The organism is Saccharibacillus brassicae (assembly GCF_006542275.1).
In the GTDB taxonomy this organism is placed as follows: domain Bacteria; phylum Bacillota; class Bacilli; order Paenibacillales; family Paenibacillaceae; genus Saccharibacillus; species Saccharibacillus brassicae.
In genome coordinates this window covers 3,502,526-3,525,158 of the sequence record NZ_CP041217.1, presented here as the reverse complement: position 1 = coordinate 3,525,158, position 22,633 = coordinate 3,502,526, and the positions used below count along the sequence as shown (strand labels likewise).

Below are 22,633 nucleotides of genomic sequence, written 5' to 3'. Positions count from 1 at the left end.
GGTTTCACCTCAGACCGTCCATTCATTTTCTAGCTGGATAGCGATCGCTTCCTGCAGCAGCTGCTGCAGCACCGCCGCGAACACCGCGATCACGAGCGACGCGAAGACGATCACCATGCCGATGACGATGATGCCCGGCGCGTCGTCGCGCTCGGCCATCAGGTAGAACAGCGGCATGCCGAGCGCGAACAGCCCGCCGACGCCCATACCGCTGTACTTGATCCGTTTGAGCGCCTGCACGGCCAGGTCCGAGAACGCGCGCTTATGCTCGATATGGCCGAGCAGCCGGAACGACTCGACCAGCGCCCAATAGAACGGAATCGCCGTCGCGTACAGGTCGATCCAGACCCAGATCCGGATCGAAGGACTCTCCGGGTACAACTCCGCCGCAAAATGCCCGATCCCCGGCACCACGAATACGTAAATAGCCAGAATCGGCAGGCCGATCAGGATGACGGCCGCCTTCAGAAAAAGAGTGATTCCTCGCTGCATAACCTTTCCCTCGCTTATCTGTTGGATTGGATTTGCTTTGAGTTTAGCGTATTATTTATCGTTTTGCAATAAATAATTATCGAATTATACTCTTATCTGCATCTCGTATACGGATTCTTCCGTCAGGTCCGTCAGCGAAATATCGATCTGGATCAGGCAGCAGACGCCGCTCCGGATCTCCAGTCCGTGCTCCCGCACATAAGCGAGCAGACGCCGCAGTCCGTCCATGTACCCGTCAAAAGGATCGCCCGAATAACGGGTGCAGGCATAGCGACCGGCGGCAAACTCGGGCAGCTCGCCTCTTCCGCGGCCGTGTTCGACCAGGGTGAACAGCACGTTCTCCCGCGCCGCGACGTCCCGGTCCGGCGGATCGGAGACGTACTGCCGCTCCAGAAACACACCGCTCCGGTTGCTCGCCAGAAAAGGCAGGCTCTCGTTCAGCTGCTTCTCCATCCGGATGAATCCGTGCAGCACGTCTTCGGGGTCGAGCAGGTTCACCCGGCCGGGCAGCACCATGTATCGGCGCCGCGGCAGCTCGCGCACGATCACGTCGGCGTCCGCATAGTCGGTCCGGAACGCCTGCAGCTGCGACAACCGGCCGTTCAGCGTCCGCGAGATGCGGCGCAGCTCGGCGGCCCGGGCGTCGATCCGGCTCACCGCCCGCTGGAGCAGCTCCACCGACTTCTCCACGTTGCGCCCTTCCATGAACTGCCGGATTTCTTCGATGGAGAAGCCGACGTGGCGCAGTTCCACGACCGTCCCGATCACTTCGCTCTGCATGACGGAATAGTAGCGATAACCGTTATCGGGATCGATCCGGGCGGGACGGAACAAGCCGATCTTGTCGTAATAACGCAGCGTATCGGCCGAAATCCCGCACAGCTTGGCCATTTCGCTGACGGTCAGTTTGCCTGCGTCGATCACGCTCACCTCCTTGGGGACTGCGGATGCAAAAGGATCGGGCCGGCCGAAATTCCGGCTTGACCTTGGAGTCGCTCCAACCTTTATCCTTTTGATATACCTTACAAACGCCATGAAAATCAAGGAGGATTTCCCCCATGTTCACCCAAGCCAAACGCTGGATCGTGCTCGCGATCGTCTCCAGCGCCCTGTTTCTGATCGTGATCGACATGACGGTGCTGTACACGGCACTGCCGACGCTGACCCGCGAGCTGTCCGCCGACGCTTCCGGCAAGCTGTGGATCGTGAACGCCTACCCGCTCGTCATGGCCGGCCTGCTGCCTTCCATGGGCGTGCTCGGCGACCGCCTCGGCCACAAGCGGCTGTTCAACTTCGGTCTGGTCGTGTTCGGACTGGCGTCGCTGATGGCGGCGTTCTCGCCGAGCGTGGCGATGCTGATCGCGGCCCGCGTGCTGCTGGCCGTCGGCGCCGCGATGATGATGCCCGCCACCTTGTCCATTATCCGCCTGACGTTCACCGACGCCAAAGAGCGCTCGCTCGCGATCGGCATCTGGGCGTCCGTCTCGTCGGGCGGCGCGGGTCTCGGCCCGCTCGTCGGCGGCTTCCTGCTGGAGCATTTCTATTGGGGATCGGTCTTTCTGATCAACGTCCCGATCGTGGCGCTGGCACTGGCCGCTTCGATCCGGATTGTGCCCCGCGGCGCCTCGTCGGCCGGCAAACCGTGGGACTTCGCGTCGTCGCTGCTCGTCATGGCCGGCTTGGTCGGCGCCTTGTACGGAGTCAAGGAATTCGCCCGGCCGGACGGTTCGGCGACGATCGCCGCAATCGCCGCGATCGTCGGCGCCTTGTCCCTGATCGGATTCGTCCGCCGGCAGCGGCGCAGCCGCGATCCGCTGATCGACTTCGCGCTGTTTCGCAATATCCGCTTTACCGCCGGGGCGGTGACCGCCCTGATGGCCTCGTTCTCGCTGATCGGCCTCGAATACCTGCTGACGCAGCGCCTGCAGCTCGTGCTCGGCCTGTCGCCGCTGCAGGCGGGACTGTTCATCCTGCCGCTGCCGATCGCCGCCTTTTTCGCCGGCACGCTGCTCGGCGGCGTGCTGCACCGGCTGAACATCGTCAAAGTTCTGCTGCTCTCGCTGCTGACGGCGGGCCTCGGCACCGGCGCTTTCCTGTTCGGCTACGAAGCGTCGCCGGCCGTGCAGATCGCGTGTATGATCGTGATCGGAGCGGGCCTCGGCGCGGCCATGTCGTCGGCGTCCAGCGCGATCATGAACCAGGCGCCGGCGGAACAGGCCGGCATGGCCGCTTCCGTGGAGGAAGTCTCGTTCGAGCTGGGCGGAGCGGTCGGTATCGCGGTGCTGGGCAGCCTGGCGTCCAGCGTGTATACCGGCACGCTTGCGCTGCCGGACAGTCTGCGCGGCCTGGCCGGCGCTTCCGACAGCCTCGACGGAGCGCTGGCCGCCGCGGAGAAGCTGCCGGCCGAAGCTTCGGCGCTGCTGAGAACGCTGGCGATGCAGGCGTTCGATCAGTCGTTCTCGGCCGTACTGGCTGTCGGCGCGGGCCTGCTGCTGCTGACTTCGCTGATTCTGGCTGCGATGCGGCATCGGGCGAGCAAAGCGGCATGACCGCTATGAAGGGCCTGCCTGGCCCGAACCGTGCGGCATGAACGGCCGGCAATAGACCATGCCGAAAAACCTCTTCGAATCGGCGGCGAAGCCTGTGCGGGCTCCGCTGCCGGTCGAAGAGGTTTTCTTTTTCGCGCCGCGGCGTTCGAGCGTGCTGCCGGGGCTCAGTAAGCCGTCCAGCCCGCGTCCGCCGTCAATGTAACGCCGTTGACGAAGCTCGAATCGTCGGAGCCGAGGAACAGCGCCACTTTGGCGATTTCGTCCGCTTCGCCGATCCGCGGATTGAGGCCCATGCCGATCATGGCGCGTTCCATGCCGAATTCGTTCGGCTGGCCCATCGTGGCCGAGATGTTCGTCGCCACGCCGCCCTGGGCGATCGCGTTGCAGCGGATGCCTTTGACCGCGTATTGGAAGCCGACGTTTTTGGTCAGGCCGACGACTGCGTGCTTGGACGCCGTGTAGGCCGCGCCCGCGCGCGAACCGTTCAACCCGCCCGCCGAAGCGACGTTGACGATGACGCCCTGCCCTTTTTCCAGGAAGATCGGCAGTGCTTTGCGGATCGCCCGCATCGGCCCCGTCGTATTGATCGCGAAGACGCGTTCCCACAGCTCGTCGGTCAAATCGCCCGCCGGCGTGAAGCCGTCCATGATGCCCGCGTTGTTGACGAGAATGTCGAGCGTGCCGTATTTTTCCACCGTAAGGTCGACCAGCTGGCCGATATCGTCTTCGGAAGTGACGTTCGTCCGGATCGCAAACGCTTCGCCGCCCGCATCCTTAATCTCCTGCGCGACCGTCTCCGCCGCTTCGAGATTGATGTCCGAGACCGCCACTTTGGCGCCTTCCGCCGCATACAGAATTGCGATGCTGCGTCCCATACCCGATGCCGCGCCCGTTACGATTGCCGTTTTGCCCTGAAGTTTCATCGTGTCGCCTCCTGTTTTGCCGTTCGAGTGTCATTTGAGTATCATTCGAGTGTCGTTCGTCAACAAATGTTCATTAACTGTCTTCGACTTTAGTATAATCAATCATAGACAGCGCCCACAATCGGTAAAAGAAAGCGCTTTTGTGCATTAGTGGACACTCCGGCAAGCAAATGTTCATTAGGCATGTTGGCGAAGATCGACGGCGCAGCCAAGGAGGAACGACGATGATAAACCGTTTCACGGATTCCGCGGGCCGCGAGCCTGTTTCGCAGACCGACCGCCGCGTCCGCAAGTCCAAGCAGGCGCTCAAAGAGACGCTGATCGCCTTGATGCGCGAACGCGAATTCAAAGAGATCTCGATCACCGACCTGGTGCGCGGCGCCGACCTCAACCGGGGTACTTTTTACAAACATTACCGCGATACAGAACAGCTCCTCGCCGAAACGGTCGAAGACGCCATGATCGACCTGATCGCTTCGTTCCGGGAACCGTATCTGCGAGCCGATCCTTTCGTGCTCAAAGAACTGACCGCGCCGGGCATCAAAATTTTCGAACACGTGCATCGGCATGCCGCCTTCTATACGCTGATCGTCGAGTCGCAGGCGCTGCCCGGCTTGGCGGACCGCATCTGCGGCGTCATCAAGGAACTCAGCCTGCACGATCTGGAAGCGAGCGACGACAACCCCCGGATCGACCGCGAGCTGTACGCCGGCTATCAGGCCTACGCGATCTGGGGCATGATTCTCGCATGGATCAAAGGCGGCTACGCCCATTCGCCGGACTATATGGCCGGGCAGCTGCTGGAGTATATCCGCAGCCGGCCGGCCGAAGTCGTATACCGAACCGGCGGCTTCAAAAGCGGCGGGGAGGAAGGGTAGGGCTTGTTTGCGGGGTTTGTTTGCGGGGTTTGTTTGCGGAGCTGGCTTGCGGGGCGAATCGAGCGAATGGAACGGGAGTGAATCGAGCGAATCAAATGCGATGCAAACGGAGCGAATACGGCAAAAAAAACCCCGCGGACGTTCCGGCAGGCCGGAAGGGCGGGGTTTTGGCGCACGGCCGGAAAAGGCGTTTGGACGCGGTCGAGACGGGACTTCCCAAGCTTCCCTGTCAAGGACGACCGTTAACCGCTTTTAGCTGCTTTTTTGCCGGCGCCGGCTCTTCATTCTCGTCTCGGACGGCACGTACGGCGATGCGGTCTCGTCCATGCGCGTCATCCAGACGTATACGAGCAGGCCCAGAATCGGGATCAGCCCGAGCAGCGCCATCGCCTGCGGCAGCGAACGGCGGCGAGAACCGGTGTAGATCGCATAGACGGACAGCAGCGTGAGCAGGCCGAAATCGAGCGTCATCACGTTCACGAAATGCGATGTGCGGAACGCTTCCGCATAGACGCCGAAGTCGCCCGCGAGCAGGCCCCACACCATGACGCCAAGCGTAAGCACGAACAAGATGGCGTGCGTAGTCTGCGATTCCGCGGTGCGGCGCAGCTTTTCGGACAAGCGCAGATCGTGCGAACCGGCGTGCGTCGCCGAAGTGAGGATGTAATACGGCAGCAGCGCGAACACGCCGAGCGCAAACGACACCAGCACGAACGGCCAGGCCGGCACTTTGCGATCGTCATGACGCAGCAGCATGCAGGCGAACGTCAACGGGTACAGGCCGAGCAGCGTAAACATGGCCAGCAGCGAAGGCTCGTCGGGCCGCAGCGTGAGCAGCGTACGCAGCCACGGGTCTTCCCCGCCGCCCGCTCCGGGCGCGAAGAACAGCGCGTACGTGATGAAGGCCAGCCAGACGACGAGCAGCAGCACTCGGGACACGGTGGTCATGGCGGTCACACCTTTCTATAGGAAATGGGCGCACGGTCATTCGTTCGGGAGAGCACGGTCGTTTATTCGGGAAAACAGGGTCATTTATTCGGGAAAAAGGTTCTTTTTGCGAAAAAAAGTTCTTTTGGGCGGCGGTTCTACCCATCATTACCCGTATCCGCTCACCTTGGCAAGCAAGAATGTGTAAAAAGATGGCAGCCCGCAGAAAAATCCGGCAGGCGGCATCAGAAAAGCACCCGCGCAGAGGAGGGAGGCGCGGGTGCTTCTCGTCATGCACGAAACCGTGAATCGGGGGGGAGGTTTCGATGAGGGAACAGCGACGCCGCTCAAATAGACGCCGCGAGGTTGCAACACGATCACTATAACACCACGATCTGAACATTTTCTGTACAAGCCCCCACTTTTGGGTGCATCACAGCTGTGCGGATCAAAAGTGGCGGCCGCGCCAAGCGAATCTTTTATCTATTTAATTCGCGACTTCGTCCGCGGCCCTAGTTCTCTCAAATGCACCGCAATCTTTGAATCTCCCACACTCCGCGACCCCAAACCGTTCAAAAGCACGGCGATCTTGAATCTCCCAAACTCCGTGCCTTTAAATCGTTCAAAAGCACGGCCCAGCCCGTGCCCCCCAACGCCCCGCGCCCAGCGACCCTTCATCTTTTATTTTTTAAGATTCTAATCTCCTTATCTCCATCTCTATTTATATCTCTATTTCTATCTCTATTTCTATCTCTCCATATCTATCTCCATCTCCATATCTCCATCTCCTTATCTCCATCTCCATCTCTCTATCTATCTCCATCTCTCTATCTCCCAATCCCGCCCCAACTAACTGCCCCTAAGCAGCTATTCCCCCGCCTCACCCGCACCCATTCCAATTAACTGCCCAAACGCACTTATTTCGACCGAAAACAGCAAATCAATCCTCTTTCCCACGAATTAAATGCTTTCCTGCACTTATTCCCGAAAAACCAGTCTTTTCGCCCGAATTAACTGTATTTTCGCATCTATTTCCGCCAAGCCCCACTTTATATGCTCTAAATGCACTCCACTTCGGCCCTGATTCCTGATTCCACTCCAAATCCGCTCTAATTCGACTCATCGTCTGCTCTACAACGACCCTACGACCCTACGACCCTAACTAAGTCCGCTATAAATCCGCTTTACTTCGATTTCATATACCCTCTACGCCGGCTCTACATCTGCTCCGCGCAGTCCCCCCCCGCCCTGCCTCCTCTCGCCTCACCGCAAAACCGGCAAACGAACAAAAAAAGAGACCGGGCCGCAGCCCGATCTCTTAAACCCTTTCTCTTTCGGCGTTTTCCACGCTTCTCACGCTTCTCACGCTTCTCAACGCATTTACCGCCTTCTACTGCTTTCTAACGCTTTTCTACCGCTTCATCGAAGCCGCGAGGATCGCGTCATGCGCCCAGTGGGCGCTTGCCACGTCGGTCCACTCGCCGGCGCCCGGCTGCGTCGTCGACGCGTCCAGAGCGATCAGGCGGTTGATCATCATCACCGCTTCGGCGCGGGTGATGGCCTGCTCCGGCTTGAAGCTGCCGTCCGCATAGCCCGTAATCACGCCTGCCGCTTGCAGCTGCGCGGCCGCTTCGGTCGCCCAGTGGCCGGCCGCCAGATCGCGGAAGCCCGCCGCCGCAGCCGACGTGTTCAGCCCGCTTTGCGGCAGCAGCTTCGCCAGTGCCGCAGCCAGTTCGGCGCGGGTGATCGACGCGTTCGGCTTGAACGTGCCGTCGCTGTAGCCCGTCATGATGCCCGAAGCCGCGGCAGGTCCCGCAACGGTCGACGCCCAGCTTCCGTTCTTCACGTCGCTGAACGCGGCTGTGCCGGTCGTCATGCCCGTGATACGGCCGACGATCGCGGCCAGTTCAGCGCGGGTAATGTCCTGCTCCGGCTTGAAGCTGCCGTCTTGGTAACCCAGGATGTACGGCGCCGCGTTCAGCGTGCCGCCCCAGCTGCTGACGTTCACGATCGTGAACGTACTGAAGTGGTTCACCGTCAGTTCAAGGCCCGGCTTGCCGTCTTCGCCTGTTACGACTTTGCCCGGCACCAACTGCTTCGTGCCGTCGCTGTGCTCGATGTAGACGCCCAGCTTTCTTTGCTGCGCCGCGGTGAACGTGCTGCCTGCCGGAAGCGGCAGCGTCAGCGTTACCGGACGGCTTTGCAGATTGGTCTCGATCGTCATCGGACGACCCAGCACCGTAATATTACCGCCGTTCGCTGTCGCGACGATTTCCGGAGTCGCCAGCGCGCGCGCTTGAATCTCGGCGCTCGTCGACGTGCTTTTCACCGGAATGAGGCGGAAGTACAGATCGTCGGTCAGGTTCGTCAGCGACGAAGCCGGCACGGTGATACGTACGTTCGGGTTGAGAATGACCAGCTCGACGCCTTCGGCTGTCAACACTTTGGAAGCCGCGTTCGGCACCGTCAGATCCCACTGCGATACTTCGTCATTCGTGTCCGGCAGCACGATCGCCGCCGTTTTGGAGCCGGACGTTTTGAGCAGGTTGATGATCTCGGCCGCTTTGGCCGGCGTCAACTGCAGCGCGTCCTTGGTCGTGCCGTCGGTGCCCTTAGTGCGGGTGATTGCAAGCGTCGACACGACGGACCCGTTGGTCGTCTTGTCGTTCTGCACGTTGACGTTGATCGTCGTCGTGTTCGACGGCGTCGGTGCCGTCACGATCGGCGTCGACGGTTCGCCGCTGCCTGTCGACGGGGTCGACGGAATCGTCGGTACGGTCGGCGTAGTCGGTTCCGTGACCGGCGGAGTGGTCGGTTCTTCTTTGACCGTTCCCAGGATCGGATACCCGCTAACCGGGTCCATCATCCAAATCTTTTCAAAATCCCAGTCGATGAAGTTAGCCCGTTCTTTCATTTGCGTATCTTCCAAAGGCTTGGCCTGAATCAAATCGTTGGCTTTGCCCGTGTTGGACTTGGTGTTCCAGTAGTTCGACACGGAGGGAACCCCTTCGTTCGAACCGCCGAAAGCGAAAGTTTCCATCCAGCTCGTATCGCCGATCGTTCCGTCCAGTTCGACGGACGTATAGTTGTTTTCGAAAATAGCGGACGCGTTCGTGCTTCCTTCGAATCCGAAAGCTGCTACCGTACCGACAAAACCGCCGAACCGATCTCTATCGGTGTTGGACGTCGTGAACGTATTCGTGTTCATTCGCGTGTAGATCAGCGGGGACACTTTTCCCCAGACGTAGTTGTTTTGAATTTTCGAAGCTCCGTACTCCGAATCGAATGCCGCTCTGCCGATCAGGCCGCCGACTTTGCCGCTGCCGCTGACCGAGCCGTCGAAGAAACTTTGACGGATTGTCGTGTTTTGCAAGTCTCCGACCAGTCCGCCGACCGAGCCGCTGCCCTGAATCTTGCCTGCGGCCGATACTTTGGAAATGTTCGAATAGTAGGCTGTTCCGGACAAACCGCCCGTATTTTCGTAGTTTACGATATCCAATGCAGTCAGGCGCAAGTTCTCGACCTTCGCTTTATACAGGTAGGAGAACAGGCCGCCCGCTTCTTCGCGGACCGTCAAGCCTTCGATCGAGTGGCCGCCGCCGTCGAACTGCCCGGTGAAGCCTTCCTTGCCGCCGATCGGTCTCCAATAGACGCTTTCTTTTGTTTCGGTCAGGTAAGCGTCCAGAGCGGCTTTGGAAATATCCGTCGTCAGCTTGTAATTGAGCGTCTTGTCGTCGCGCATGTGATCAAGATCGGCCGCGCTTTTGACCAGATTCCAGACGACTCCGTCGATTTGCTGCTGCTCGTACGTATATTTCGTTTCTCCGACCGGAGTCACGATCTCGGATACGGCAAACGCGGAAGTGCTTCGGATGCCTTTGGCTTTTACCGCGAACACGTACGGTTGATCGTTGTTCAGGCCTGTCGCCGTAAAGCTCGCGGCACCCGGCTGACCGCTGAACGAAGTTTGGCCGGCAAATTCCCATTGGCTCGGATCGGAAGGCGCGTTCGGTCCCGCATACCGATAAACTTCATAGTACAGCGTGTCGGGTACCTCGCTCCAGGACAAGTTGACCGCTCCGTTCGCGGCTTGTCCGGTTACGAGCGTAGGAGCTGCCTGCGGAGTCGCGATTTGCAGCACACGATGGTTGCCGGTATCGGAAATATATACCGTTCCATCGGTAGCGACCGCTACCCCTTCGGGAGCGTTAAGAGCCGTCTCCAACGGATAGCCGCCTTCCGCTCCCATGCCCGCTTCGCCGCTGGCCAAGCCGGCTACGCGATCCATATGGTACGATTCGTCCGCGTCCAGGCGAACCACCCGATTGTTGCCGGTGTCGGCTACGTAGATATCTCCGTTCTGCGCCACGCTGAGCGCCGTCGGATCTTTCAGGCTGTTTACGGGCAGCGTCTCCACTTCGCCGTCGGTGCTGTCTACAGCGTAGATTTTCCCAATGCCGTCGAGGATATAATAGTCTTTGTTCCACATGGCGATGTCTTCGATCGGAAGATCGACAGACAGACCTTTTGCGCTCAAATAAGTCGCTTCGGTAACCGTCGGAGGCGTATTGCCCGTGCTCGAAGGCGTGATCCGATAGCCGGAAGCCATATTGTCCCATTCGTCCAATGCGTAGACGTTGCCGATGGCGTCCGTTGCCAGCCCTGCCGGATTGCGCACTTGATCGGAACTCAATGCCTGCGTGATCTGGTATTCGACCGTTCCCGAAGCATCGGGCGAAGACGGCTGGTCATTTGCAAGTGCAAATACGGTAGGGTAAGGGTCACCGGTGGAAGAACCCGTAAAATAAATCAGGTTGTTGCCGAGGCTGCTGCTGCTGTTCGATCCTTTGGACACGGCAACGTTTTGAAGACTCACGTTCTGATCGCCGTTCTTGAGCCGGATCGGCGTATAGTCCTTGCCGCTCATACTCGGATAGATCGCAAGACCGTTACCGATCGCCATCCAGGCTTCCTGATCTCCCGTATTGTTGAACAACAGCATATGAAGTCCCGACGCGCCCTGCATCTCGATCAGATCGATGTCCTTGGGAGCGTTCAACTGCGACAAAGCGGCTTTACTCGCTCTCGTATGACCCGGCGTACCGGTTCCCGCCACGACCTGAATGACTTTTTCCGCGCCCGCATGCGCCTTTTGAACGCCCAAAGCCGGAAGAGCCCCTCCGCCGACCAATACGCCTGCCAATGTCGCAAGCACGCTTTTTTTCAGCCAAGCGTTCCCCCTGCTGGCTGTCACCTTTTTTCTGCTCATTGTCTGTTTCGTCCCCTCTATAGGCAAATGCAGAGCCGAAGCTCATGGACACACTTAACGCTCACTATAACAACCGATTCTGAACATTTTCTGAACAAGAACCATTTTTTGGATCATTTCATCTCTACGTGTAAAAAAAGTTCATGCTCGGCAGCGGTTAAGCTTGGCCTCCAGACCTGTACCCGCTTGAGTCTCCGCTGCGGATCGCCAATAGAAAAAGGCAGAGCACCTTCGCCCCCTCGGGGCGACAAAGGTGTCTGCCTTGCGGGAAGAACGGCGATAAACCGTTTTTCCCGTACTCTTCGTATAGGAGTATGCTTGGCGGTCTGCATATGATGCAGTCCGCACGCTTGAGCGATCCCGCTGACGTCCGACTCCGCGATTACCGCTTCATCGAAGCCGCGAGGATCGCGTCGTGCGCCCAGTGGGCGCTTGCCACGTCGGTCCACTCGCCGGCGCCCGGCTGCGTCGTCGACGCGTCCAGACCGATCAGGCGGTTGATCATCGTTACCGCTTCGGCGCGCGTGATGGCCTGCTCCGGCTTGAAGCTGCCGTCCGCATAGCCCGTAATCACGCCTGCCGCTTGCAGCTGCGCGGCCGCTTCGGTCGCCCAGTGGCCGGCCGCCAGATCGCGGAAGCCCGCCGCCGCAGCCGACGTGTTCAGTCCGCTTTGCGGCAGCAGCTTCGCCAGTGCCGCAGCCAGTTCGGCGCGGGTGATCGACGCGTTCGGCTTGAACGTGCCGTCGCTGTAGCCCGTCATGATGCCCGAAGCCGCGGCAGGTCCCGCGACGGTCGACGCCCAGCTTCCGTTCTTCACGTCGCTGAACGCGGCCGTGCCGGTCGTTACGCCGGTGATGCGGCCGACGATCGCGGCCAGTTCGGCGCGGGTAATGTCCTGCTCCGGCTTGAAGCTGCCGTCTTGGTAACCCAGGATGTACGGCGCCGCGTTCAGCGTGCCGCCCCAGCTACTGACGTTCACGATCGTGAACGTACTGAAGTGGTTCACCGTCAGTTCCAGACCCGGCTTGCCGTCTTCGCCCGTTACAACTTTGCCCGGCACCAACTGCTTCGTGCCGTCGCTGTGCTCGATGTAGACGCCCAGCTTTCTTTGCTGCGCCGCGGTGAACGTGCTGCCCGCCGGAAGCGGCAGCGTCAGTGTTACCGGACGGCTTTGCAGATTGGTCTCGATCGTCATCGGACGACCCAGGACCGTAATATTACCGCCGTTCGCTGTCGCGACGATTTCCGGAGTCGCCAGCGCGCGCGCTTGAATCTCGGCGCTCGTCGACGTGCTTTTCACCGGAATGAGGCGGAAGTACAGATCGTCGGTCAGGTTCGTCAGCGACGAAGCCGGCACGGTGATACGTACGTTCGGATTGAGAATGACCAGTTCGACGCCTTCCGCTGTCAACACTTTGGAAGCCGCGTTCGGGACCGTCAGATCCCACTGCGACACTTCGTCATTCGTGTCCGGCAGCACGATCGCCGCCGTTTTGGAGCCGGACGTTTTGAGCAGGTTGATGATCTCGCCCGCTTTGGCCGGCGTCAGCTGCAGCGCGTCCTTGGTCGTGCCGTCCGTGCCTTTGGTGCGAGTGATCGCGAGCGTCGACACGACGGACCCGTTGGTCGTCTTGTCGTTCTGCACGTTGACGTTGATCGTCGTCGTGTTCGACGGCGTCGGCGTCGGTGCCGTCACGATCGGCGTCGACGGTTCGAACGACGGGGTCGACGGAATCGTCGGCACGGTCGGTTCCGTTACTGGCGGAGTCGGCTCCGTGACCGGCGGCGTTGTCGTTTCTTTGAGGAACACTTTCAGGATCGGATAATGCTGGCGACTCGGGTCCATCGACCAGACGTTCGCAAAATCCCATTCCGCAAAGTTGGCTTGAACTTTCATTTCTTCTGCCGTAAACGCGGAAGCCAATTTCGAAGTTCCCGTTGCTCCGTATGCGCCGCTATCCCAATAGTTGGAAGCGTGCGGTACTTCGATTTCCGAGAACACCCAGCCTTCGAACGGTCCGATTTTACTTTCAACAACCGTCTCGTTCGCTTGAAGGCTTCTGTCTTCGATGATCGCGGACATAATGGAAGCGGAACTGTAGTTGTGCCGGAAAGCTCCCGTTCCTTCTTCCGGCGACGCTTCATAGGAAACGGTGCCCACGAATCCGCCGGCCGCGCCCGTATCCAGATTGCGCTGCAGATACTCTGGCGTAAGCATCATCTGTGCCCACGCATAGCTGTTGGAGACGATGTTGTAGCCGTCCATCGAAGCGTAGCCGAGCAATCCGCCGATCGATCCCGTACCGCTTACTTTGCCGTCAAAGTAAGCCTGGTCGATCGTCGTTCCTCTCGATTCCCCGATCAGACCGCCGACGTAGCGGTTACCGGATACGGTACCTTCAACCGCGACTTTTCTGATGTTCGAGCTGTAGTCGAGGGCGGTCAGGCCGCCGCTTTGTCTGTACGCGTTCATTTTGACGTTCGTAAGGCGCAGATTTTGGATGGTCGCTTTGTAAGTGGCCCCGAAGAGACCTCCGTATCTGTTTTCGTCGTCCAAATTTTTGACTTCCAGGCCGTCGATCACGTGGCCGGCTCCGTCAAACGTACCGCTGAACCCGATTTCCCCGCCGCCGATCGGCACCCAGGTGTTCGGTCTATCCTGGGACGCGTAATATTCTTCGAGCTGCGATTTGGAGATGTCGGTCGCCAACCGATAATTTTTTCTGTTTTGTATACGTTCCATATCATCGCGAACATGATCCAGTCCGGCGACGTTTTCGATCAGGTTCCATACTCTTCCTTCTTCTTGAACCTGTTTGTAGAAAAATTGGTTCTCAAGCTTCTGGATACGTCCGAGATCCGCGATATACAGCGCTCCGGTCGTTTTGTCCACCGCTACGCTCGTCGGTTCGGTCAGAGACGACTGAACAGCCGGAACGCCTTCGTAACTTTGGGAAGCTTCGCCGGTACCCGCTACCACTTCGACTTGGTTGGTTGCGGTATTCAGCTTTTTGACCTGATGGTTTTCGGTGTCCGCAATGTACAGGTTATGCTCGTTGTCGAGCGCGATCGACTGCGGCTCGTTGAGGCCGGCGTCGACGACTGTCGTCTTGCCCGCCTGATCGAGGTCGATTCTGACGATTTGGTTCAACCCGGCATCCGATACGTACAGGTCGCCGTTGTCGTAAGCGACGTCGGTCAGGTTCGAATGGACATCATCGAAATCCGCCACGACCGTCGCCATGTAAGGCGTAGCCAGTGCGCCCTGCGTCGTTACGTCCGAATTCGGAGCGCTCAACGGAGCGAAGGTGCGGGAACCGGATTCGGTGCCTTCGATTTCTGTCGTTCCTTCGGTTGGGTTGACTTCTTTGACTTCGTTCCCTTCGTTGGGAGCAATCCCGGGAACCGTTTGTTCGCCGTCGTTGTCAACCGTTTCTACAGGATCGCCATCGTTGTCGACGGTCTCTACAGGATTGCCGCCACTGAGGCCGCCTTCGATGTGGTCCGTCGTGTCGACGACATAGGCCGGATTCGGAGTCAGCTTCCACACTTTGCCGTCTTTGCCGCCGGCCACGTACAACGTTTCGCTGCCCGGCTCCTGGTCGATCCCTTTCGGATCGGCCAGCACTTCAGGTCCGAGCAGAGGCGAAGCGGTCACCTCGCTTTTCTCCATTTTGAGATCGTAAACGTTCGACGTGCCCGATACGTTGTCTCGCCCCGTGCCGTACAGGTTGGGAAGCGATTCCGGCGACTTGAACGATCCCATGGACAGGTCCTTCACCGTTACCGGATGCTGATCCGTCGTCAGGGAAGGAAGAGAGTTGAACATCTGGCTCATATTGCTCTGAACGGCTCCCAGCACGACCTGATTTTTATCTGTATCGCTGAAAACAAAAACGTTCGCCGTTTCGCCTGACGGTCCGACCGGAGCCGTCTGAGCGATCAGCCCGCGCGTTCTATCGGAATTCGTATAATTTCCGTTGGCATCGCGAATCGCAATCTCGATTTTTTTCAAACCCGGCTGCCATCCGCCCTGCGTAACAAGCGGTGCGGTTACTTTTTCGGGTGCGGCTTGGGAAATTCCGATCGTCGCGGGCAGTGTCCCCAACACCGTAGCCCCGATCAACGTACCGAGTGCCGTTTTTTTCAACAGGCCCGCCGCGTTAAAGCGCCCCGGCTGCGAAGATTTCAAACGTTTTCTCATGATTCACATTCTTCCCCTCTGTTTGTGAAATCCTTCATTGCTAGCTGACTTTGAACCACGCTGCCCACTATACCAACCGATTCTGAACATTTTCTGAACAAGCCCCCACTTTTTGGTGCATCACAGCTGTGCGGATAAAAAGTGGCGGCCGCGCCAAGCGAATCTTTTATTTATTCAATTCGCGACTTCATCCGCGGCCCTAGATCTCTCAAATGCACCGCGATCTTGAATCTCTCACACTCCATGGCCCCAAACCGTTCAAAAACACGGCTCCGCCCGTGCCCCCAACGCCCCGCGCCTAGCGACCCTTCATCTTTTATTTTTTAAGATTTTAATCTCTTTATCTCTTTATCTTTATCTCTTTATACCTATCTCCCTCTCCCGCCCCCCAATTAACTGCCAAAACCCATCTATTCGCCCGCCTCCCCCGCGCCCATCCCAATTAACTGCCCAAATGCACCTATTTCGCCCGAAAACAGCAAATCAATCCCCTTTCCCACGAATTAAATGTATTCCTGCATCTATTCCCGAAAAACGAGCCTTTTCACCCGAATTAACTGCTTTCTCGCATCTATTTCCACACGTCTCGTATGACTTCCACAAGTCTCGCCCCTATTTCTGCAAGTCTCGCCTTTATCTCCACAAGTCTCGTCTTATCTCCACAAGTCTCACATTTTTCCCGCAAAACTCCCCCTTTTCCCGCATCCCTATCCCTATCCCTATCCCTATCCGATTCCAACGCAAAAAACCTTCACCCGAATTCCATCCGGACAAAGGCTCTCTTTTCACACCCGTATTCCTCGTCACTTATGTACCCGCCGCTTATGTCCCCCGCCTCGTCTCACCCGCAACTTCCGCTTTCCGCTTCACTCACTCATTCACTCACTCACTCGTGCTCTTCCTGCCGTTCCCGCGCCGGGCCAACAGATGGGCGGCGAGCAGGGCGGCGATCTGCACAGCCAGAAGCCCACCGGCATAGATCCACAGCGCCTGGTTCGGCTGAAACGGCTCGAAGAATCTCTCCCAGCGCGAACCGGGAATGCTTTGCACCAACCGATAAGAGAACGTGGTCGATAACACATTGCCGACGCCGACCAGATACATCGAATGCACGCGCCATCAGGGCGAGCAGCACCGTCACGCATCCGACCATCAGACACATCCAGCCGAACCGGGACGGATCTTGATAATCTTGCAGCATCATCAAATAGGCATACGGCCCCATGTACGCGAGCAGAACGATTGCGATTCCTTTTTTCTTGGGCAGGTTCGGTTCATGTTGATTCATTCTCCCGCTTCGCTCCTCTCCGCGTCCTCCGTCAACGCTTCCCATACGGAAACGTCCGTCCCGCACGCCGGGCAGACGACCCGGCCGCCCAGCGACGCGGCGGCGTCTGCCGTCGCATAAACGCCGAACCGGGCGGCTTCGCGCGCCAGCGCCCGCAATTCGGGCTGCCCTGCCGCTTCATCGACCGGCCGAATCCGCGACGAACCCCCGACCTGCGCGGGGACGAACACCGGATCTTCCGCATGGACGATCCACGAACTTCGCTTTTCTTTTCGCGCCGGCGCTCCCGACTCTTCGCCTTCCTCCGGATCTTCCGGCCAGATGTACCACGGCACCTGGCAGGACGGGCAGGCGCCGGCGTATTCTTCGCCTTCCGGGAAACGGAACAGCAGACGCGCATTCTTCGTCCGTCCGGCATACGCTTCATGCGCCGCGAGCCGGTACACGGCGTCGGAATCACCCTCCGAGTCTCGCTCGGCTTCCGCGGCCCCGGCCCTTTCCTCACCGCCATCCATGGCTTCCGTCTGCCTTGCACCGCCATCCTCGGCCTCCGCCCAACACGCATTACCGGCCCTTTCCACGCCTCGCTCAGCTTCCGCGGCCCTGGCCCGCTCCGCACCGCCGTCCCCATTCCCGTCCGGCCCCGCACCGCCATGCGCGGCCCCGGCCCGCTCCTCACCGCCATCCGCGGCCTCCACCCTACCCGCACCGCCGCCCGCCTGCCCCAACCGTCCCAGCCGCTCCAATCCCTCGCGGTATCCCCGCGCAATCCGCTCGACGATTTCGGCCTCAAGCTTCGGCTGCCGCTTCCTGCGGAACTCGCCGGAAGACGCGATATCGCGCGGATTTGCTCCCGCTTCCCGGCTCGCTTCCATCCAGCCGCACAGGATGTACAGATCGGCCCGCACCTGCGGGTCCGCCGCGTTCGCGGCCATGCGCGCCAGATGCGGCACGGCCGCAAGCGTCGCCGTATAGATCGTGCCTTGATGCAGCAGCAGCTCCATCAAAGCCTCGCGCCGTTCGCCGTCGGACGCGTCCGGTTCCAGCTCCCGCAGCAGGTCCGCCGCCTCTTGCCCGCCTCCGTAAGCCGTAATAAGCCGCTGCCAGGCGGAATCGTCCAATGCCAACATGCCCAGCCCTCCTCTCGCTTCTTGCGCCGCTTGGCACGCTTCAATCCGTTCAACCGAACATCTCGTCCGTCAGCACCGTGCCGCGTTCCGGGTCGTCCCGGACAAAGCCCGCCATCTGCCGCAGCTTCGCGTCGACGGGTCTGTGCGATCCGACCAGAATCCGGTTCATCGGATCGCGCGGATCTTCTTGCGGCAGCGCAAAGCCTTTGACATGGGGAAAAACGTCGCCAAGCGTCGCCCAGACCGCTTCCGTATGCACGTCGCGCCGGCCCCGGCCGAACATGTTGATAAGGATCGCGCCGCGTTCGTCGAGTTTGTCCGCCGCCGTTTGGAAGCATTCCTGCGTAAACAGATGCCACGGCACGCCTTTTTCGGTAAAAGCATCCAGCACGATATAATCCAGCGAACCGTCCGCTTCCAGCGCCAGCAGTTCCCGCCCGTCGCCGACTTCCGCCTGTCCGTCGTATCCGAAATACAGCCGGCTCAACTCGATCATTTTCGCGCTGATCTCCGCCGTCCGGATCGTCCGGTCCGCAAAATGCCGCGAGATCGTGCCAATGCCGTGCCCAATTACAAAAGCGCGCTCGAACGCCGGATCGTTCTGCTCCATCAGATGCACGATCGCCCGCGGATATTCCAGCACGATCCGCTCCGGGTCGTCCAGATCGAGCGCGCCCTGCGCGTCTCCGTTGGCGAATTCCAGCACGCGAAAGCGGCCTTTTTCCCCGTATAATTCCTGCGTCTCAAAGACGCTGATCACGCTTCCCCCGTCTCGTTCGCGGTGCAGCAGCTTCATGGATGTCGTCTCCCTCTGCCCGATTCGCTTTTGGCCAAGCCTTGATCGGGTGCTCATTGTTCCCATTATAGAAAAAAAGCGCCGGTTCGGCAAAAGACTATGCGGCTGCGCCATTGCCAAATTCGTGGCAAATATGATACGATACTGAACGAAAGTTCAGTAAACGGAGGTTAGCCATTTTGAATAAAAAACAGCTTCAGAGCGAGCAGACGCGCAAACGCATCGCCGAAGCGGCCCGGCATCTTTTCGTGCAAAAAGGCTACAAAGCGACTTCGATCGAGGATATTACCGCCGCGACAGGGAGCAGCAAAGGCAATATTTATTACCATTTCAAAAGCAAAGAAGGTCTGTTCCTGTACCTGCTCGACGAGTGGGACCGGGATTGGTTCGATAAATGGCTGGACAAGCAGCATCTGTACGGCAGCGCCGCCGAGAAAATGCACGGCTTCGCCGAGCTGCTCGTGATCGAAGATCTCAACCACCCTTTGACCCAGGCGGCGGACGAGTTTTTCGGCGGAGAGATCGAGAGCGATATTATGGAAAAATTGTCCGCCATGACGGCCGATCATCTGCGGTTCAACCAGAACCTGATCCAGTCCGGCATGGACAGCGGCGAATTCAGGGCGGGCGACGCCCAACAGCTCGCGCTCGTGCTCGAAGGACTCGTCATCGGACTGAGCCGACTCTCGCGGCGCTACAACTCGAACATCGACGAAGCGCTGGCCACGTACCGCCTCGCGATCGACGTCCTGCTGAACGGCCTCGCCAAATCGCCGCACGCTTAGTGCGGCAAGGCTCGAATGGGTAAAGGCCGCGCGGTGAGCGGGTGCGGAACGAGCCAGGGCAGCTTGAGTCGGTGCGCAGCATGCCCCGCTCCTTCCGCAGCCGCCCGTCTTTTTACAGACCGAACGTTCAGTCTTTCAAATTTTCACAAGTATCGCCACTTTTCACCCATATGATGAATACGGAGGAACCTTTCCCATGTCTTTGATGCTTCGCAACCGGGCGGCCCTGCTGCTGCTCATGTTCAACATTTTCCTCGTCTTTACCGGAATCGGGCTGGTCGTGCCGATCATGCCGACCTACATGAACACGCTGCATATCGGCGGCAGCGTCGTCGGCCTGCTCGTCGCCACGTTCTCCGTCTCGCAGCTGATCTGCTCGCCCGTCGCCGGCCGCCTGTCCGACAAGCTCGGCCGCAAAAAAGTCATCATCGCCGGCATGCTGATCTTCGCCGTGTCGGAATTCCTGTTCGGCATGGCGAACGCGCCGTGGCTGCTGTTCGTCTCGCGTATCCTCGGCGGCGTCGGCGCCGCGCTGATCATGCCCGCAGTCATGGCGTATACCGCCGACATCACGTCCGACGAAGAACGCGCCAAAGGCATGGGTTTCATCAACGCCGCCATCACGACCGGCTTCATTATCGGTCCCGGCATCGGCGGATTCCTCGTCGAGTTCGGCATTCGCGTGCCTTTCTTCGCCGCCGGTATCGCCGCCCTGATCTCCGGCATCGTGACGCTGCTCGTCCTGCCCGAATCGCTCAGCGTGGAGCGCCGGGCCGAGATCGCCGCAGCGTCGGTCGGCAAACGCGACAGTATGCTCAAGCAGCTGCTCACGTCGTACCGGACGCCGTATTTCCTCAGTCTGATCATCGTGTTTGTCAGCGCGTTCGGACTGGCCAACTACGAGACCGTGTTCGGCTTGTTCGTCGACCACAAGTTCGGCTTCACCGCGCGCGACATCGCGATCATCATCACGTTCGGTTCGATCGCGGGAGCCGTCGTCCAGGCGACGATCTTCGGCTGGCTGCTCAACCGGTTCGGCGAACAGTTGGTCATCTCCGTCTGCCTCGCCGCGGCCGCGCTGTTCGTACTGCTGACGCTGTTCGTGCACCAATACTGGCTGATCGTGACCGTGACGTTCGTCGTGTTCCTCGCGATCGACATCCTGCGTCCGGCGATCGGCACCCAGATTTCCCGCCGCGCCGGCGATCAGCAGGGCTTTGCCGCCGGTCTGAACTCCGCCTACAGCAGTCTCGGCAATATCGCGGGACCGATCGTGGCCGGCAGCCTGTTCGACGTCAACATCAATTATCCGTACGTATCCGCCGCGATCGTGCTGTTCCTCTGCTTCCTGCTCGTTCTGTACGTCGGACGCAGCGACCGCAGACGCGCCGCACGGTTGGCCGGCCCGCAGTCGGTCGAGAATACGTGAGCAGATATGCGCATCGATTCGGACGGGTCCGAGAACGTCGAGACCACGCATTTTAAATAAAAAAAAGGATTTCGGCTCTCCCCGCGCGGAGAGAATCGAAATCCTTTTTTTATATGGACAAACATCCAGTCGATCCCGGCGATGCGGTTGACACCGTCGATGTAGGCGATCACAACGATCACGACGATCACGGCGATCACGACGATCACGACGATCACGGCGACCACGGCGACCACGGCGACCACGGCGACCACGACGATCACGACGATCACGACGATCACGACGACCACGACGACCACGACGATCACGACGATCACGGCGATCACGACGATCACGACGACCACGACGATCACGACGATCACGACGATCACGACGATCACGACGATCACGACGATCACGACGATCACGACGATCACGACGATCACGACGATCACGACGATTATGTCAAAATAACTGCGAGACAACACTTAATTCATACTTTTCAGCCGGATTTATCGAAATAACTGCGACACGACACTTATCTTCGCAAAATAAAGCCGTTTGACGGAAAAAGGGTCGATTTAGTTGTCGTCACGCAGTTATTTGCCCAGAAGAAGACTTCAGGCTCAAATAACTGCTTTCCCGACGTTATTTCGCCTTGCGTCCCGCCGACGCCTGTTCGCCCCTTAGACTGTTCGGTTGTTCGCCTCTTCCACTGTTCGGCTGTTCACCTCTTCCGCTGTTCACCTGTTCGCCTGTTCGCCCCTTAGACTGTTCGGTTGTTCGCCTCTTCCACTGTTCGGCTGTTCACCTCTTCCGCTGTTCACCTGTTCGCCTGTTCGCCCCTTAGACTATTCGCCTCCTCCACTGTTCGGCTGTTCCGCCGTATCCATGTTCAATTCTTGGGTTCCACGTGCACGCTGACGAAATGGATCTGGTGCTTGTCTTTCATCACCGCTTCGATCCGGTCGGCGATGTCATGTCCTTCCACCAGGCTCAGGTCGCGCGGCACTTCGACCACGACGTCCAGCACGGTCTGGCTGCCGTTGACGCGCGCTTTGACTTCCCGCACTTCTTCGACGCCGCTGATGCCTTCGATCGTGCCGCGGATCTCCGCCAGTTCCTGTTCGTCGAAGCCGTCCGTCAGCCGATGCAGCGAATCGCGCAAAATCTCCCACGCCGTTTTGCAGATGATCAGGCCGACGACGAATGCCGTCACGACGTCCAGCCACGGCAGGCCGAGCTGCGAACCGAGAATGCCGATCGCCGCGCCGAGGCTGACAAGCGCATCGGACAGATTGTCTTTGGACGCCGCCATCAGCGCCTGGCTGCCCGTCTTGATCGACAGGTCGCGATTGTAGCGGTACACGCCGTACATCGCGATCGCGCACGCCAGAGCTACCGCGGCCACCCACGCCTGCGGCGCTTCGCCGCTGCCGGTTGTCAGCGTTCGCGCCGCGCCGACCAGCACCTCGAACCCGACCAGCGCCATAATGACGGACGCGATCAGAGCCGCGACCGTCTCCGCGCGAAAATGGCCGTACGCATGGTCCGCGTCCGGCGGTTTGCGCGAAATTTTGAGCCCGATCAGCACCGCGACCGAAGCCACGATGTCTGTCAGGTTATTCAATCCGTCCGCCTGAAGCGCGCTGGACAGAAACAGATATCCGATCGAAAGTTTGAGCGCGGACAAGATCAGATAAGCAAAAATGCTGACCCAGGCTCCCCGCTCGCCCTCTTTGATTTTCTCGTATACATCGACCATGGTCCTGCCTCCACACCCGTATTTCCGGAACGCTGTCCATCATAACAAGCCAGTCGGCAGTGGGTCTAGAGAAACATTATAGCCGCAGGGGAACGTTGTAAGCCCCGCGAAATAGTCTGTTGGCGGCTAAACTTTGTTGGCCGGAGGCAAGACGGCGGGCCAGCGGCCGGCCGGCGGCGACCGATCGCGGTGTGCGGCGGCAGGACCGGCGGCCGAAGC

General features: G+C 59.3%; 14 protein-coding genes. 4 read left to right on the top strand and 10 right to left on the bottom strand.

Going from position 1 to position 22,633, the window contains the following annotated elements:
- Window positions 1-9 precede the first annotated feature (9 nt).
- A complete protein-coding gene (locus FFV09_RS14630; RefSeq protein ID WP_141448508.1) occupies window positions 10-492 on the bottom strand; it encodes a DUF2975 domain-containing protein in 483 nt (160 codons plus the stop codon).
- 84 nt (window positions 493-576) lie between these two features.
- On the bottom strand, window positions 577-1,416 hold the full coding sequence (locus FFV09_RS14625) for a MerR family transcriptional regulator (protein WP_170315033.1): 840 nt from the start codon (window positions 1,414-1,416) through the stop codon (window positions 577-579).
- Between the two features lie 134 nt (window positions 1,417-1,550).
- Here FFV09_RS14625 and FFV09_RS14620 point away from each other — a divergent pair, with 134 nt between their 5' ends.
- Entirely contained in the window at window positions 1,551-3,041 is a 1,491-nt protein-coding gene (locus FFV09_RS14620) for an MFS transporter (protein ID WP_141448506.1), read from the top strand.
- 164 nt (window positions 3,042-3,205) lie between these two features.
- On the opposite strand, the gene FFV09_RS14615 is transcribed toward FFV09_RS14620, so the two are convergent.
- On the bottom strand, window positions 3,206-3,964 hold the full coding sequence (locus FFV09_RS14615) for an SDR family oxidoreductase (RefSeq protein ID WP_141448505.1): 759 nt from the start codon (window positions 3,962-3,964) through the stop codon (window positions 3,206-3,208).
- A 224-nt stretch (window positions 3,965-4,188) separates the two neighbouring features.
- Here FFV09_RS14615 and FFV09_RS14610 point away from each other — a divergent pair, with 224 nt between their 5' ends.
- Window positions 4,189-4,842, top strand: a complete 654-nt coding sequence (locus FFV09_RS14610) for a TetR/AcrR family transcriptional regulator (RefSeq protein WP_141448504.1) — start codon at window positions 4,189-4,191, stop codon at window positions 4,840-4,842.
- Window positions 4,843-5,094: 252 nt separating this feature from the next.
- Here FFV09_RS14610 and FFV09_RS14605 read toward each other — a convergent pair whose 3' ends face one another.
- From FFV09_RS14605 to FFV09_RS14580, 6 genes are all read right to left on the bottom strand, one after another.
- On the bottom strand, window positions 5,095-5,790 hold the full coding sequence (locus FFV09_RS14605) for a hypothetical protein (protein ID WP_141448503.1): 696 nt from the start codon (window positions 5,788-5,790) through the stop codon (window positions 5,095-5,097).
- Between the two features lie 1,390 nt (window positions 5,791-7,180).
- Window positions 7,181-11,038 carry an S-layer homology domain-containing protein gene (locus FFV09_RS14600; RefSeq protein ID WP_141448502.1) on the bottom strand — a complete coding sequence of 1,286 codons (3,858 nt, stop codon included), beginning with the start codon at window positions 11,036-11,038 and terminating at the stop codon, window positions 7,181-7,183.
- A gap of 382 nt (window positions 11,039-11,420) precedes the next feature.
- Window positions 11,421-15,242 (bottom strand): S-layer homology domain-containing protein, encoded by a 3,822-nt coding sequence (locus FFV09_RS14595; RefSeq protein ID WP_141448501.1) that lies wholly within the window; start codon window positions 15,240-15,242, stop codon window positions 11,421-11,423.
- Window positions 15,243-16,128: 886 nt separating this feature from the next.
- Window positions 16,129-16,530: a hypothetical protein gene (locus FFV09_RS14590; RefSeq protein ID WP_141448500.1), complete on the bottom strand. Its 402-nt coding sequence runs from the start codon at window positions 16,528-16,530 to the stop codon at window positions 16,129-16,131.
- Window positions 16,527-17,660: a hypothetical protein gene (locus FFV09_RS14585; RefSeq protein WP_141448499.1), complete on the bottom strand. Its 1,134-nt coding sequence runs from the start codon at window positions 17,658-17,660 to the stop codon at window positions 16,527-16,529. Before FFV09_RS14585 ends, FFV09_RS14590 begins: the two co-directional genes overlap by 4 nt.
- A 49-nt stretch (window positions 17,661-17,709) precedes the next feature.
- Window positions 17,710-18,456 (bottom strand): spermidine synthase, encoded by a 747-nt coding sequence (locus FFV09_RS14580; protein WP_141448498.1) that lies wholly within the window; start codon window positions 18,454-18,456, stop codon window positions 17,710-17,712.
- A gap of 179 nt (window positions 18,457-18,635) precedes the next feature.
- Here FFV09_RS14580 and FFV09_RS14575 point away from each other — a divergent pair, with 179 nt between their 5' ends.
- Both FFV09_RS14575 and FFV09_RS14570 read left to right on the top strand, forming a co-directional pair.
- Window positions 18,636-19,241 (top strand): TetR/AcrR family transcriptional regulator, encoded by a 606-nt coding sequence (locus FFV09_RS14575; protein ID WP_141448497.1) that lies wholly within the window; start codon window positions 18,636-18,638, stop codon window positions 19,239-19,241.
- Between the two features lie 196 nt (window positions 19,242-19,437).
- Window positions 19,438-20,670: an MFS transporter gene (locus tag FFV09_RS14570; protein WP_141448496.1), complete on the top strand. Its 1,233-nt coding sequence runs from the start codon at window positions 19,438-19,440 to the stop codon at window positions 20,668-20,670.
- Between the two features lie 874 nt (window positions 20,671-21,544).
- On the opposite strand, the gene FFV09_RS14560 is transcribed toward FFV09_RS14570, so the two are convergent.
- Window positions 21,545-22,414, bottom strand: a complete 870-nt coding sequence (locus FFV09_RS14560; protein ID WP_141448495.1) for a cation diffusion facilitator family transporter — start codon at window positions 22,412-22,414, stop codon at window positions 21,545-21,547.
- Between the last annotated feature and the right edge of the window lie 219 nt (window positions 22,415-22,633).

Bases quoted from the DNA above. Each gene is read 5' to 3' on its own strand.
- FFV09_RS14605 (WP_141448503.1), bottom strand. From the start codon at position 5,790: ATGACCACCGTGTCCCGAGTGCTGCTGCTCGTCGTCTGGCTGGCCTTC.
- FFV09_RS14580 (WP_141448498.1), bottom strand. From the start codon at position 18,456: ATGAAGCTGCTGCACCGCGAACGAGACGGGGGAAGCGTGATCAGCGTC.
- FFV09_RS14570 (WP_141448496.1), top strand. From the start codon at position 19,438: ATGTCTTTGATGCTTCGCAACCGGGCGGCCCTGCTGCTGCTCATGTTC.
- FFV09_RS14615 (WP_141448505.1), bottom strand. From the start codon at position 3,964: ATGAAACTTCAGGGCAAAACGGCAATCGTAACGGGCGCGGCATCGGGT.
- FFV09_RS14560 (WP_141448495.1), bottom strand. From the start codon at position 22,414: ATGGTCGATGTATACGAGAAAATCAAAGAGGGCGAGCGGGGAGCCTGG.
- FFV09_RS14595 (WP_141448501.1), bottom strand. From the start codon at position 15,242: ATGAGAAAACGTTTGAAATCTTCGCAGCCGGGGCGCTTTAACGCGGCG.
- FFV09_RS14590 (WP_141448500.1), bottom strand. From the start codon at position 16,530: ATGAATCAACATGAACCGAACCTGCCCAAGAAAAAAGGAATCGCAATC.
- FFV09_RS14610 (WP_141448504.1), top strand. From the start codon at position 4,189: ATGATAAACCGTTTCACGGATTCCGCGGGCCGCGAGCCTGTTTCGCAG.
- FFV09_RS14600 (WP_141448502.1), bottom strand. From the start codon at position 11,038: ATGAGCAGAAAAAAGGTGACAGCCAGCAGGGGGAACGCTTGGCTGAAA.
- FFV09_RS14630 (WP_141448508.1), bottom strand. From the start codon at position 492: ATGCAGCGAGGAATCACTCTTTTTCTGAAGGCGGCCGTCATCCTGATC.
- FFV09_RS14585 (WP_141448499.1), bottom strand. From the start codon at position 17,660: ATGTTGGCATTGGACGATTCCGCCTGGCAGCGGCTTATTACGGCTTAC.
- FFV09_RS14620 (WP_141448506.1), top strand. From the start codon at position 1,551: ATGTTCACCCAAGCCAAACGCTGGATCGTGCTCGCGATCGTCTCCAGC.